This is a genomic window from Mammaliicoccus sp. C-M13 (assembly GCF_022386845.1).
GTDB classification, from domain to species: Bacteria; Bacillota; Bacilli; order Staphylococcales; family Staphylococcaceae; genus Mammaliicoccus; species Mammaliicoccus lentus.
Genome location: NZ_JAJNHQ010000005.1, coordinates 138,938 through 153,813 on the forward strand (window position 1 = coordinate 138,938; position 14,876 = coordinate 153,813).

General features: G+C 36.2%; 11 protein-coding genes. 3 read left to right on the plus strand and 8 right to left on the minus strand.

Going from position 1 to position 14,876, the window contains the following annotated elements; genetic code table 11:
* Positions 1-30 precede the first annotated feature (30 nt).
* Entirely contained in the window at positions 31-993 is a 963-nt protein-coding gene (locus tag LQ615_RS05670; RefSeq protein WP_064204240.1) for an L-threonine 3-dehydrogenase, read from the minus strand.
* A gap of 216 nt (positions 994-1,209) precedes the next feature.
* Positions 1,210-2,397, minus strand: a complete 1,188-nt coding sequence (locus tag LQ615_RS05675; RefSeq protein WP_016999431.1) for a glycine C-acetyltransferase — start codon at positions 2,395-2,397, stop codon at positions 1,210-1,212.
* Between the two features lie 153 nt (positions 2,398-2,550).
* Here LQ615_RS05675 and LQ615_RS05680 point away from each other — a divergent pair, with 153 nt between their 5' ends.
* The 3 genes from LQ615_RS05680 to LQ615_RS05690 are packed head-to-tail and all read left to right on the plus strand — an operon-like array spanning position 2,551 to position 6,082.
* Positions 2,551-3,720: an amidohydrolase gene (locus LQ615_RS05680; protein ID WP_064204241.1), complete on the plus strand. Its 1,170-nt coding sequence runs from the start codon at positions 2,551-2,553 to the stop codon at positions 3,718-3,720.
* 3 nt (positions 3,721-3,723) lie between these two features.
* Complete coding sequence (locus tag LQ615_RS05685; RefSeq protein WP_016999429.1) at positions 3,724-4,923, plus strand: amidohydrolase; 1,200 nt, start codon at positions 3,724-3,726, stop codon at positions 4,921-4,923.
* Positions 4,907-6,082, plus strand: coding sequence for a M20 metallopeptidase family protein (locus tag LQ615_RS05690; protein ID WP_064204242.1), 1,176 nt, complete (start codon positions 4,907-4,909; stop codon positions 6,080-6,082). Before LQ615_RS05685 ends, LQ615_RS05690 begins: the two co-directional genes overlap by 17 nt.
* Positions 6,083-6,211: 129 nt before the next feature.
* On the opposite strand, the gene tuf is transcribed toward LQ615_RS05690, so the two are convergent.
* From tuf to rpoC, 6 genes are all read right to left on the minus strand, one after another.
* Positions 6,212-7,402: an elongation factor Tu gene (gene tuf / locus LQ615_RS05695; protein WP_016999427.1), complete on the minus strand. Its 1,191-nt coding sequence runs from the start codon at positions 7,400-7,402 to the stop codon at positions 6,212-6,214.
* 138 nt (positions 7,403-7,540) lie between these two features.
* Entirely contained in the window at positions 7,541-9,619 is a 2,079-nt protein-coding gene (gene fusA / locus LQ615_RS05700; RefSeq protein ID WP_016999426.1) for an elongation factor G, read from the minus strand.
* A 144-nt stretch (positions 9,620-9,763) separates the two neighbouring features.
* Positions 9,764-10,234 carry a 30S ribosomal protein S7 gene (gene rpsG, locus LQ615_RS05705; protein ID WP_016999425.1) on the minus strand — a complete coding sequence of 157 codons (471 nt, stop codon included), beginning with the start codon at positions 10,232-10,234 and terminating at the stop codon, positions 9,764-9,766.
* 86 nt (positions 10,235-10,320) lie between these two features.
* Positions 10,321-10,743 (minus strand): 30S ribosomal protein S12, encoded by a 423-nt coding sequence (gene rpsL, locus LQ615_RS05710; protein WP_016999424.1) that lies wholly within the window; start codon positions 10,741-10,743, stop codon positions 10,321-10,323.
* 91 nt (positions 10,744-10,834) lie between these two features.
* Entirely contained in the window at positions 10,835-11,089 is a 255-nt protein-coding gene (locus LQ615_RS05715) for a ribosomal L7Ae/L30e/S12e/Gadd45 family protein (RefSeq protein ID WP_064204243.1), read from the minus strand.
* A gap of 135 nt (positions 11,090-11,224) precedes the next feature.
* The gene (gene rpoC / locus LQ615_RS05720; RefSeq protein WP_016999422.1) at positions 11,225-14,842 is read right to left on the minus strand and encodes a DNA-directed RNA polymerase subunit beta'; all 3,618 of its coding nucleotides are present in this window, start codon (positions 14,840-14,842) and stop codon (positions 11,225-11,227) included.
* Positions 14,843-14,876 lie beyond the last annotated feature (34 nt).

Below are 14,876 nucleotides of genomic sequence, written 5' to 3' on the forward strand. Positions count from 1 at the left end.
TAGAAAATTTAAAAAATACTCATAATATATTTAACTTTTTGCTAATTGGTCTTTTTCTTTAATTGCTTTTAACATTAGTTTTGTCATGCTATCTAAATCATATTGTGGATTGAATCCCCATTCTTCCTTAGCACAACTTGTATCGATTGAATTTGGCCAAGTATCTGCAATTGCTTGACGGTCAGGATCAACATCATAACCAAGCTCAAATTCAGGCAATATTTTTTGTATTGAAGCTTTAACTGTTTCTGGTTCTACGCTCATAGCACTTACGTTATATGCGTTACGATGAACCAATCTTTCCCCGTCTGCTTCCATCAATTGAATAATCGCATTAATAGCATCATCCATAAACATCATATCCATATATGTCCCTTTAGCGATATAACTATTGTATTTACCTTCTCGTATCGCTTTAAAGTATATTTCCACAGCGTAATCTGTTGTGCCTCCGCCTGGTTCTTTTACATAAGAAATTAACCCAGGGAAACGTACACTTCTTGTATCTACACCAAATTTCGTATAATAGTAGTCACATAATAATTCTCCTGCTACTTTATTCACGCCATACATTGAAGTCGGTCTTTGTATCGTTTCTTGTGGCGTCATATCTTTTGGTGTATTAGGCCCGAAAGCGCCTATAGAACTTGGTGTAAAGAATTGCATGTTGTGTTCTCTTGCCGCTTCTAAAGCATTTACAAGCCCACCCATATTTAAATTCCATGCAAATAAAGGATTTTTTTCAGCAGTTGCAGATAATAAAGCAGCCATATGCATAATTGTATCTGCTTTAAATGTTTCAACTAGCTCAAACAATCTGTCTTTATCCGTTACATCTAGTATTTCGAATGGTCCATTTAATATAACGCTGTCACTTTCTGGTCTTTTTATATCTGTAGCTAGAACTTGATCGTTACCAAATTTTTCTCTTAATTTTATTACTAATTCTGTCCCGATTTGACCTAGTGCACCAGTTATGATGACTTTTTTCATAATAAAAATCCTCCTGTACTATTGAAATGTTCAATTGTCTTTTTAGAACGTACAAAAACGCTTTCTTTATAGTTATTTTAACTTATTTAAGCCGATTTGTATACTTGAGAAACACATTTCTATAATAAAAAGGGCACTTATTACATAAAAACAGGGAGTATATCATAAATAAGGCTGAGACATTTATTTATGTCTCAGCCTGTCACTTCACATTATTTACAGCAATCCAAGTTCTTTACCAATTTTTTCGTAAGTTTCAATTGCTTGATCTAATTGTTCTTTCGTATGTGCTGCAGTTGGCATATTTCTTACACGACCTGTACCTCTAGGCACAGTCGGGAATACTATAGCTTTTGCATATACACCTTCGTCCATTAGTCGTTTACTAAATGTTTGAGCCTTTTTCTCTTCACCAATAATTACTGGTGTAATTGGTGTTTCTGAATGTCCAATATCGAACCCTTTAGCTTTTAAGCCTTCTTTTAAGTAGTTCGCATTATCCCATAATTTATCGTGTAATTCAGTAGAAGCCATTAATTTTTTAACTGATTCAGTAATTGCTTTAGTATCTCCAGGCGCTAAAGAAGTTGAGAATAAGAAAGGTCTTGAAGCAACTTTTAACCAATCTATTAAATCTTTCGTACCTGCTACGTATCCACCTACTACACCTATTGCTTTAGATAACGTTCCAATTTGGAAATCAATTTTATCTTGTAAACCGAAATGTTTTACTGTGCCTGCTCCTTTACCCATAACACCTGAGCCGTGAGCGTCATCAACATAAGTGATTAAGCCAAATTCTTCAGCGATTTCTACGATTTCTGGTAATTTAGCTACATCACCATCCATAGAGAACACGCCGTCAGTAATATACATTACTTTGTTATATTGACCTGACTCTACTGCTTCTTTTGCTTTTGCTCTTAAATCTTCCATATCAGAATGATTCACTCGAATGATTTTCGCTTTAGATAAACGACACCCATCTATAATAGAAGCATGGTTTAATTCATCAGAAAGAATTGCATCATTCTTATTCATAACTGCTGAAATTGCTGCCATGTTACAGTTGAATCCAGATTGATAAGCAATTGCACTTTCAGTCCCTTTAAATTGAGCTAAAGTCTCTTCTAATTCTCTATGCAAATCTAGTGTCCCATTAATAGTACGTACTGCACCAGCGCCAACACCATGAGTATCGATTGCGTCTTTAGCAGCTTTTTTCAAATCTTCGTCTGTTGCTAATCCAAGGTAATTGTTTGAAGATAAATTGATATATGATTTTCCACCAATATTAATTTCAGCACCATTTGCGCCTTCAACAATATCAATTTCATTATACAAACCATTATCCTTCAATTCATTTAAATTTGTTGTTAAAAATGTTTCTAATGTTTGTACCATTTGCACTTTCTCCTTTAGCACTTTTTATTTATCATAACATACTAAAATCAAAGAATTAAGCGTTATCACAGTAAATTGAATTGTTTAAATTTTCTATAAATTTTGCTACAATAGTCGTATTATATTTCGAAAGAATTGAAAGAAGGTTTAGCAATGGTCAATTGGAAAAAAGAAATCGAAGAAAAATTTGATCGTCTCGTAGAAATAAGACGATATATGCATATGAATCCAGAATTATCATATCATGAGGATAAAACTCATGATTTTATTTTATCTGAACTCAAAAAGTTAGATAAGTTACAAATAAGAGAACGTGTTGGTCAAAATGGTATAGTAGCAAAACTTAAAGGAAATGAGCCAGGTCAGACTATTGCATTTCGTGCTGATTTTGATGCATTGCCTATTCAAGATGAAAAAGACGTTCCATACAAATCTACTGTAGATGGTGTGATGCATGCTTGTGGACACGACGGGCATACAGCTACACTACTCACTTTATGTGAATTACTACATGAACATCAATCACAATTGAAAGGTAATGTCGTTTTTATATTCCAATACGCGGAAGAATTAAGTCCAGGTGGCGCTAAACCAATGGTTGATGATGGTGCTTTAGATGGAGTAGATAAAATATATGGCAATCACTTTTGGAGTGGACATTCAACATCAGAAATTAAAACTAAGAGTAGTGCAATGATGGCTTCTCCTGATTATTTTAAAATCACAATTCAAGGTAAAGGTGGTCATGGTGCTAAACCACACACTTCCATTGATCCTATCGTCATTGTTTCAGAGTATATTTCTAGTTTACAAAAAATCATTTCAAGAAATTTAGATCCTATCGACCAAGGTGTTATTACTGTAGGAAAAATTGACGCAGGTAACACCTTTAATGTTATTAGCGACACAGCGACTATTGAAGGCACTGTCAGAACGTTTAATCCCAAAGTGAAGGATTTAATCGAAGAAGAACTAGAACGTCTTTTAAAGGGTATCTGTATCGCAAATAACGCAAGTTACGATTTCGATTATAGAAGAGGCTATCCTACCGTCATTAATCATGATGAACAATACAATGTTGTTAAAGAAGCAGCTACAGATTTAGACCTTACTTATGAAGATATCGAACCAATGATGATTGGCGAAGACTTTTCTTACTATCTTTTAGAACGTCCAGGATGCTTCTTCCTAACTGGTAGTGGTAATGAAGAAAAATCTTCAACAGCCCCTCACCATCACCCAATGTTTGATTTAGATGAAGATGCAATGAAAACGACAACAGAAATGTTTTTAAAAATTCTTGAAGTTGAAGGAGTAATATAATAAATGAAAGATATTTTATTTCAAAAAGTTGAAGATTATTATGATGAGATGATAGAAATCAGAAGGCATTTACATATGAATCCTGAACTTTCATTTGAAGAAGTACAAACTCCAGCCTATATTGCAAATTACCTTCGTAATCTAGACATAGATGTTAGAGAAGGTGTTGGTGGCAGAGGTGTAGTTGGAACATTAAACAAAGATAAACCAGGCCCTACCTTAGCAATTAGAGCTGATTTTGATGCATTACCTATACAAGACGAAAAAGAAGTACCTTATAAATCTACTGTAGATGGAGTCATGCATGCTTGTGGACATGATGCGCATACTGCTGTCTTACTCATGACTGCAAAAATTTTATCTGAACATCGTGATGATATTAATGGTCGTGTTGTTTTTATTCACCAACATGCTGAAGAAGTAGACCCTGGAGGTGCGATACAAATGATTGCAGACGGATGCCTAACAGGTGTGGACGCTATCATTGGCCAACATGTATCAAGTACTATAGATGTTGGTAAAGTCGGTTATAAATACGGAACAACAACAGGCATTCCAGATGACTTCTGGATTACGTTAAAAGGTAGAGGTGGTCACGCTGCTCATCCCGACCAATTAATAGATCCATTAGCAGCCGGAATTCAACTATGTAATGACTTACAATATATTGTTTCACGTAAAACAAGTGCTTTATCACCTGCCGTTCTTTCTATCACAATGTTTAATGCTGGTGAAACAAATAACGTTATACCAGATACATGTAAAATTGGCGGGACGATAAGAACATTTGATTCAGAGACTCAAGCAAGCGTTGTAGAAGGTTTCAAAAAAGTACTTGAAGGCTTAACAACTTCAACAGATGTTACTTACGATTTAAAATATAGTAAAGGCTATCCTCCTGTCATTAATACAGAACGTGAGACTGACCTCATTCTTGAAGCCACTCAAGAAGTTGATAGCGTTTATGAACTGGTAGAATTAGAAGCAAGTTTAAGTGGTGAAGACTTCTCTTATTACCAACAAAGAGTGCCCGGTGCTTTCTTCTATACTGGAACTAGAAATGAGCATTTTAAAGCAGATTTTCCCCATCATCATCCAAAATTCGATATCGATGAAAAAGGGTTAATCAATGCTGTACGCATCTTTTTATTAACAACATTTAAGTTTATGGAAGGAGATTATAAAAATGACCTTAACGCATGAAGTTGAAAAGCATATGGATGAATTAATCGAAATTAGAAGGCATTTACATCAACATCCTGAATTATCTTTTCAAGAAGAAAATACTAAAAAGTATATCGCAGATTATCTTGAAAATTTAGGTATTGAAGTAAAAAAAGATGTCGGAGGTAACGGACTTTTAGGCTATATTAAAGGCGGGAAAGAAGGTCCTACTATTGCTTTAAGAGCAGACTTTGATGCTTTGCCTATCAACGATGAAAAGGAAGTGCCTTATAAGTCTACAGTAGAGGGCGTTATGCATGCTTGTGGACATGACGCTCATACAGCAAGCTTATTAATAACAGCTAAAATATTAAAAGAACATTCAGATGCTATCCATGGTAATGTCGTACTTATTCATCAACATGCTGAAGAAGTCCTTCCAGGTGGCGCTAGAGCTATGATAGAAGCTGGTGCATTAGATGGTGTTGATTATGTATTCGGTACCCATACAGCGAGCCATATAGACGCAAATAAAGTCGGATTTTGTGCTGGACCTGCTTATGCAGCTGCAGATTCATTTGAAATTGAAATCCAAGGGCTTGGTGGGCATGGCGCAATGCCTCAATTCGCAAAAGACCCAATTGTCGCAGCTTCATCATTAATTGTTCAGGCGCAAAGTATTGTATCAAGAACTATTGACCCACTTGAATCAGCAGTTGTCACATTTGGAACATTTAAAGGTGGTAACGCCTTTAATGTTATAGCGGACAAAGTAAAATTAACAGGAACAATAAGAAGTTATTTACCTAGCGTTAAAGAACAAATCAAAGATCGTTTAAATGGGATTTTAAACGGTATAGAGTCAAGTTATGGTGTGAAATGTCACTTAGACTATACAGACGGATATCCACCAGTAGTAAACCATGAAAAGGAAACAAAATGGGCTAAAAATCTAGCAAGTAATATTGATACTATCGAAGAAGCTTTTGATTTTCCGCCTTCACTCGGTGGAGAAGATGTTGGTTACTTCTTACAGCATGTACCAGGAACTTATTTCTTTACAGGTGTAGGCAATGAAGCATTAAAAGCAACTTACCCTCATCATCACCCTAAATTCGATTTAGATGAACAATCATTACAAAATAGCGTTAAACTCTTCCTATCTATTATTGAACATAGTGAAGAATTAGAAAAATAAATTCTATATATTAATGAACATAAAAAAACAGGGGAAATTCTTAAGTTAATAAGAATTTCCCCTGCTCTATTTAAATCTAGTAAAATATGCTAGATATTATACGTTTGGTTAAGTGTGTACGAAATCGAATTAAGCTTCGATTACAGTAACAACACCTGATCCAACTGTACGTCCACCTTCACGGATTGAGAAACGAGTACCGTCTTCAATAGCGATAGGTGAAATTAATTCAACGTCCATTTCAACGTTGTCGCCAGGCATAACCATTTCAGTACCTTCTGGTAAGTTTACAACACCAGTTACGTCAGTAGTACGGAAATAGAATTGTGGGCGGTAGTTAGTGAAGAATGGAGTATGACGTCCACCTTCATCTTTTGATAATACATAAACTTCAGCTTTGAATTTAGTGTGAGGTGTGATTGAACCTGGTTTAGCTAATACTTGACCACGGTTAACGTCTTCACGAGCAACACCACGTAATAATGCACCGATGTTATCTCCAGCTTCAGCGAAGTCTAATAATTTACGGAACATCTCAACACCAGTTACAGTTGTTTTAGATGATTCTTCAGTTAAACCGATAATTTCGATTTCTTCACCAACTTTGATTTGACCACGTTCAACACGGCCTGTAGCAACAGTACCACGACCAGTGATTGAGAATACGTCCTCAACTGGCATCATGAATGGTTTGTCAGAATCACGTTCTGGAGTTGGAATGAAAGTATCTACAGCTTCCATTAATTCAACAATTTTTTCTTCGTAAGCTTCGTCGCCTTCTAAAGCTTTTAATGCTGAACCAGCAATTACTGGAGTGTCATCGCCAGGGAAGTCATATTCTGTTAATAAGTCACGAACTTCCATTTCAACTAATTCTAATAATTCTTCGTCGTCAACCATGTCAACTTTGTTTAAGAATACTACTAATGCAGGAACACCTACGTTACGTGATAAAAGAATGTGCTCACGAGTTTGAGGCATTGGGCCGTCAGCAGCAGATACTACTAAGATACCGCCGTCCATTTGAGCAGCACCAGTGATCATGTTTTTAACATAGTCAGCGTGTCCTGGGCAGTCAACGTGCGCATAGTGACGAGTAGCTGTTTCATATTCGATGTGTGAAGTATTAATTGTAATACCACGTTCTTTTTCTTCTGGAGCGTTGTCGATTTGAGCGTATGAACGAGCTTCTCCGTCACCAGAACGTTTTGCTAATACAGTTGCAATAGCAGCTGTTAAAGTAGTTTTACCATGGTCAACGTGACCGATAGTACCAATATTGGCATGTGTTTTTGAGCGATCAAATTTTTCTTTAGCCATTATGAAATCTCTCCTATTCATATTAAAAATTATATTTTTTTATTAAGCCTCATGATGGTTACTCACCATCATGAGGATAACCTATAGTTAATTTATAAATCATTTTGAGAAAAAAATCAATTTATTAAAGCGTTTTGATTAAGCGCCTGTATTTTTCTTGATAATTTCTTCAGAAATTGATTTTGGTACTTCTTCGTAGTGATCAAATACCATAGTATAAGTACCACGACCTTGAGTGTTAGAACGTAAGTTTGTAGCGTAACCGAACATTTCTGAAAGTGGAACGAATGCACGAACAACTTGAGCGTTACCGCGTGCTTCCATACCTTCAACACGTCCACGACGACTTGTTACGTCACCCATAATGTCACCCATGTACTCTTCAGGCATAACGATTTCAACTTTCATCATTGGCTCTAAGATTACTGGATCACATTTTTTAGCTGCTTCTTTAAGTGCTAATGAAGCTGCAATTTTGAAGGCCATTTCAGATGAATCGACATCATGGTATGAACCATCATATAATTTAGCTTTAACATCAACTAATGGATAACCAGCTAATACACCGTTTTCCATAGCGTCTTTAAGACCAGCTTCAACTGAAGGAATATATTCACGAGGAACTACCCCACCAACAATAGCGTTTTCGAATTCGAAACCTGCGCCTTGTTCGTTAGGTGTAAATTCAATGTGAACATCACCAAATTGTCCACGTCCACCTGATTGACGAGCAAATTTACCTTGTACTTGTGCAGGCGTTTTGAACGTTTCACGGTAAGATACCATTGGCGCACCAACAGCACACTCAACTTTGAATTCACGTTTCATACGGTCTACTAAAATATCAAGGTGTAATTCACCCATACCACCGATGATAACTTGTCCAGTTTCATGGTCAGTATGTGCATGGAATGTTGGGTCTTCTTCTTGTAATTTAACTAATGCGTTAGTCATTTTATCTTGGTCAGCTTTTGATTTAGGCTCAACTGATAAGTGAATAACTGGCTCTGGGAATTCCATTGCTTCTAAGATGATGTCATCTTTTTCGTCACATAGAGTATCACCTGTACCAGTATCTTTAAGACCTACCGCACCAGCAATGTCACCAGAATATACAGTAGAAATCTCTTGACGAGAGTTAGCGTGCATTTGTAGGATACGACCTACACGTTCACGTTTCCCTTTAGTTGAGTTTTTAATGTATGATCCTGATTCCATAGTACCAGAATAAACACGGAAGAATGTTAATTTACCTACATAAGGGTCAGTCATTACTTTAAACGCTAATGCAGCGAAAGGTGCTGAATCATCAGGTTTAGCAATTACTTCTTCTTCACTTTCGAATCTATGTCCGACAATAGGTTTAACATCTAATGGTGATGGTAAGTAGTCAATAACTGCGTTCAACATTAATTGAACACCTTTGTTTTTGAATGCTGTACCACATAATACTGGGTAGAATTCAACATCACAAGTAGCTTGACGAATAGCTTTTTTAAGCTCATCAATTGTGATTTCTTCTCCACCTAAGTATTTTTCCATTAATTCGTCATTTGATTCTGCAACAGCTTCAATTAAAGATTCACGAGTTTCTTCAGCTTTTTGCTTGTGAGACTCAGGAATTTCAATTTCTTCAATTTCAGTACCTAAATCGTTATTGTATTGGAAACATTTCATTTCTACTAAATCAATAATAGCGCTGAAATCATCTTCCGCACCGATTGGTAATTGAATTGGGTGAGCATTAGCTTGTAAGCGCTCATGTAATGTACCAACTGAATATTCAAAGTTCGCACCCATTTTATCCATTTTATTAATGAATACAATACGTGGAACACCGTATGTTGTTGCTTGACGCCAAACTGTTTCAGTTTGAGGTTCAACCCCTGATTGAGCATCAAGTACTGTAACGGCACCATCAAGTACACGTAAAGAACGTTCAACTTCAACTGTGAAGTCTACGTGTCCAGGTGTATCGATGATATTTACACGGTGGCCTTCCCATTCTGCAGTTGTAGCAGCAGAAGTGATTGTGATACCACGTTCTTGCTCTTGTGACATCCAGTCCATTTGTGAAGCACCTTCATGTGTTTCACCAATTTTATGAATACGGCCTGTGTAATAAAGAATACGTTCAGTAGTCGTTGTTTTACCAGCATCGATGTGAGCCATGATACCGATATTACGAGTGTTTTTCAAAGAGAAATCTCTTGCCATAGTATTCTTACTCCTTCCAAAATATTGGATATTTGGTTTTTTTATTACAATAGATACGCAGATACCCTAAGTGTTTAAAAAACTAGAGATAACCCATTAAAAGGAATCTTTATCATTTTAACGCTTAGGGTCCTAGGTTCTATTTTACCAACGATAATGAGCAAACGCTTTGTTAGCTTCTGCCATTTTATGAACGTCTTCACGTTTCTTAACTGCGCCACCAGTATTGTTAGCAGCATCTAAGATTTCGTTAGCTAAACGCTCTTCCATAGTTTTTTCACCACGAAGACGAGCATAGTTAACTAACCAACGTAAACCTAAAGTTGTACGACGATCTGGACGTACTTCTACAGGTACTTGATAGTTTGAACCACCTACACGGCGAGCTTTAACTTCAAGTACAGGCATGATGTTGTTGATAGCTTCATCGAATACTTCAATTGCATCTTTACCTGAACGTTCTTGAACAAGTTCGAATGCTGAGTAAAGAATTCTTTGAGCAGTACCACGCTTACCATCAAGCATGATTTTATTGATTAATTTTGTTACTAATTTTGAGTTGTGAATTGGATCTGGTAATACATCTCTTTTTGGAACTGGACCTTTACGAGGCATAATCGAAATCCTCCTTCCTTAATTATAAAATTTATTTAGTTTATCGTCACATAAAAATCTGTTAAACACAGAAATTTAATATTAGATTATTTCTTAGCAGCTTTAGGTTTTTTAGCACCATAAAGTGAACGACTTTGCATACGTCCTTCAACACCAGAAGTGTCTAAAGCACCACGTACTACGTGATAACGTACACCAGGTAAGTCTTTAACACGTCCACCACGAATAAGTACAACACTGTGTTCTTGTAAGTTGTGGCCTATACCAGGGATATACGCGTTTACTTCGATGTTGTTTGATAAACGAACACGAGCATATTTACGTAACGCTGAGTTAGGTTTTTTAGGTGTCATTGTTCCTACACGTGTACAAACACCGCGTTTTTGTGGAGAATATACAGTAGTCACTTTTTTCTTCATGCTATTGTATCCTTTATTTAATGCAGGTGCTGTAGAGTGTGATGATTTACTTGTACGTGGTTTACGTACTAATTGGTTAATAGTAGGCATCTTTAATGTCCTCCTCTCTAGTTTTCTTAATTCCACACATCCAGGTGGTTCATTTTAAGGCAAATAAAAATAGTAAGCACAGCTTACACATTTATTTAAGCAATGCAACTACTGTCGCATTTACTTCTATTCCATAGTGCGATCCTAACTTTTGTCTTGTTGGACTATAATCTATCGGAACGCCTGTCTCAAATGCTAAATTCAACACTTTAGACAAAATATGAATATTTACATCTTGAGCAATGATTACTTTACGTACATCATGCTTCTTCAATGCTTTAGTGGTTTGTTTTAAACCAATGACATAATTGTCTTGATTTAAGCTTAAGGCTTTTTCATTAGACATTTGATATCCTCCAAAGCGTCTGCTTGCATCAACCTTAACAATAATAACATCCTACTTTGATAAAGTCAATAATTTTTGGAGTGTTTTTATAATAAAATATAAGCTGTTCTAGACCCCTAGAACAGCTCATATCTGTTAATCAGTTACTACTGTTTCTTCAGGTGATACTTCTTTTTCAACTTTTTCGAAATCTACACCAGTATATCTTCTCATACCTGTACCAGCAGGGATTAATTTACCGATGATAACATTTTCTTTAAGTCCAAGTAAGTTATCACGTTTACCTTTGATTGCAGCATCTGTAAGAACTCTAGTTGTTTCTTGGAATGACGCCGCTGATAAGAAGCTTTCAGTTTCAAGAGAAGCTTTTGTAATACCAAGTAATACAGGTTTAGCAGTTGCTGGGCGCTTACGCGTAGCAAATACTTCTCTGTTTGCATCAGTAAATGTATGAATATCTACTAAAGCACCTGGTAATAGTTTCGTATCTCCTGCTTCAATAATTCTTACTTTACGTAGCATTTGTCTAACCATAACTTCAACGTGTTTATCTGAAATTTCAACACCTTGCATACGGTAAACTTTTTGAACTTCTTTAAGCAAGTATTTTTGAGTAGCATTTAATCCAGCTACAGCTAGTAATCCTTTAGGCTCAATTGAACCTTCAGTCATTACTTCGCCACGTTCAACGTATTGTCCTTCTTCAACTTTAAGTCTTGCAGTACCTGAAGCAAGGTAAGTTCTAATTTCATTTTCGCCTTTAACTTTAATTTCTTGTTGACGATCTTTAACGATAGTAATCTCTGTTACTTCACCGTTAATTTCTGAAATAACTGCTTGACCTTTAGGGTTACGCGCTTCAAATAACTCTTGAATACGTGGTAAACCTTGTGTGATATCTGCTCCGGCTACACCACCAGTATGGAAGGTACGCATTGTAAGCTGTGTACCTGGTTCACCGATTGATTGGGCAGCAATTGTACCAACTGCTTCACCAACTTCAACTTGTTCACCAGTTGCTAAGTTCTTACCGTAACATTTTTCACATACACCATGACGAGTGTTACATGTAAATGCAGAACGGATGTGCATTTCAGTAATACCAGCATCTAGTATTTGTTTAGCAATTTCTGGCGTTATTAGTTCGTTAACTTTGATAATTACTTCATCAGTTTTTGGATGACGTAATGTTTCTTTAGAATAACGACCTTCTATACGCTCAATAAATGGCTCAATTAATTCTGATCCTTCTCTAATATCAGATACTAATAAACCTCTATCAGTTCCACAGTCTTCTTCTCTGACAATAACATCTTGTGCTACGTCAACAAGACGACGAGTTAAGTAACCTGAATCGGCAGTTTTCAGCGCTGTATCGGCTAGACCTTTACGAGCACCGTGAGTTGATATGAAGTATTCAAGTACTGTTAAACCTTCACGGAATGAAGATTTAATCGGTAACTCAATGATTTTACCAGATGGGTTAGCCATCAGACCACGCATACCAGCTAATTGAGTAAAGTTAGATGCGTTACCACGAGCACCTGAATCACTCATCATGAATATTGGGTTAAGATTATCTAATGACATCATTAATTTAGCTTGAATATCATCTTTAGCTTTTGTCCAAATTTCGATAACTGCTGCATAACGTTCGCCTTCAGTGATTAAACCACGGCTAAATTGTTTTTGAACTTTTTCAACTTTAACTTCTGCTTCATCGATGATTTCTTGTTTCTCTGAAAGAACCACGATATCAGATACACCAACAGTGATACCAGCACGAGATGAATATTTAAATCCTAAATCTTTCATCTTATCTAGCATCATTGAAGTATCAGTTATATGGAATTTGTTGAATATTTCAGCAATGATTTTACCTAAGAATACTTTGTTAAATGGTTTAACAAGCTCAACGTCTTCAAGATATTCTACTAGTCCACCTTCTGGTAAATCTGTAGGTGAAACAAAGTATTTATCAGGAGTTGATTTTTCTAAATTGAAATTAGTCGGTTCATTAATATATGGGAATGAATTAGGCATAATTTCATTAAAGATAACTTTACCAACAGAAGTAATTAATAATTTTTTATTTTGTTCTGCTGTAAACGTTGGGTTCTTAAGTGATCTTGCATGTAAAGCTATACGTGAATGTAAGTGTACATGACCATTTGCATAAGCTTTAATAACTTCGTCAGTTTCATTGAAGATGTCACCAGCACCGATTGCACCTTTTCTTTCTAATGTAAGGTAATAGTTACCTAATACCATATCTTGTGAAGGCGTAACAACTGGTTTACCATCTTTAGGGTTCAAGATGTTTTGAGCTGCAAGCATTAACATACGTGCTTCTGCTTGTGCTTCTTTAGATAATGGTACGTGAACCGCCATTTGGTCACCATCAAAGTCAGCGTTATAAGCTGTTGTAACAAGTGGGTGAAGTCTAATCGCACGACCTTCAACTAGAGTAGGTTCAAACGCTTGAATACCTAGTCTGTGTAATGTAGGTGCACGGTTTAATAGTACTGGGTGTTCTTTAATAACATCTTCAAGTACATCCCATACTTCTTCTTCCATTCTTTCAATTTTGCCTTTTGCATTTTTGATGTTTGTAGCAATTTCACGTTCTACTAATTCTTTCATAATGAATGGTTTAAATAATTCTAAAGCCATTTCTTTCGGTAAACCACATTGGTACATTTTCAGACTAGGACCAACAACGATAACTGAACGTCCTGAGTAGTCAACACGCTTACCAAGTAAGTTTTGACGGAAACGACCTTGTTTACCTTTTAACATGTGTGAAAGTGATTTTAACGGACGGTTACCTGGACCAGTTACTGGACGACCACGACGACCGTTATCGATTAACGCATCTACAGCTTCTTGTAGCATACGTTTTTCGTTTTGAACGATAATGCCAGGAGCACCCAAGTCTAATAAACGTTTCAAACGATTATTACGGTTGATAACACGACGGTATAAATCATTTAAGTCACTTGTTGCGAAGCGACCACCATCTAATTGAACCATTGGACGGATTTCAGGTGGAATAATTGGTAATACATCTAAAATCATCCATGAAGGTTCATTACCAGAGTGACGGAATGATTCAACTACTTCTAGACGTTTAATTGCTCTTGTCAATCTTTGGCCAGTAGCTGATTCTAATTCTTCACGAAGTTGTTTTAATTCTTTTTCTAAATCTATATCACTTAATAGATCACGGATTGCTTCCGCGCCCATTTTCGCACTGAATTTACCTGGGAATTTATCATAATATTCTCGGTATTCACCTTCAGTTAATAATTGTTTCTTTTCTAATCCAGTTGGACCTGGATCAATGACTGTGTAAGAAGCAAAATAAATTACTTCTTCTAGCGCACGTGGAGACATATCTAATAATAGTCCCATGCGACTAGGTATACCTTTAAAGTACCAAATATGTGATACTGGTGCTGCTAATTCAATGTGCCCCATTCTTTCACGACGCACTTTAGATTTAGTGACTTCAACGCCACATCTATCACAGACCATACCTTTATAGCGTACTCGTTTGTATTTACCACAACTACATTCCCAGTCCTTAGTTGGACCGAAAATTTTCTCACAGAATAAACCATCTCTTTCAGGTTTTAGCGTACGGTAGTTAATTGTTTCTGGTTTTTTAACTTCACCAAATGACCAAGAACGAATCTTTTCAGGTGAAGCAAGTCCTATTTTCATGTAATGGAAATTATTTACATCAATCAAGGAGCCTACCTCCTTCAAATTAAATTAGTTGTGC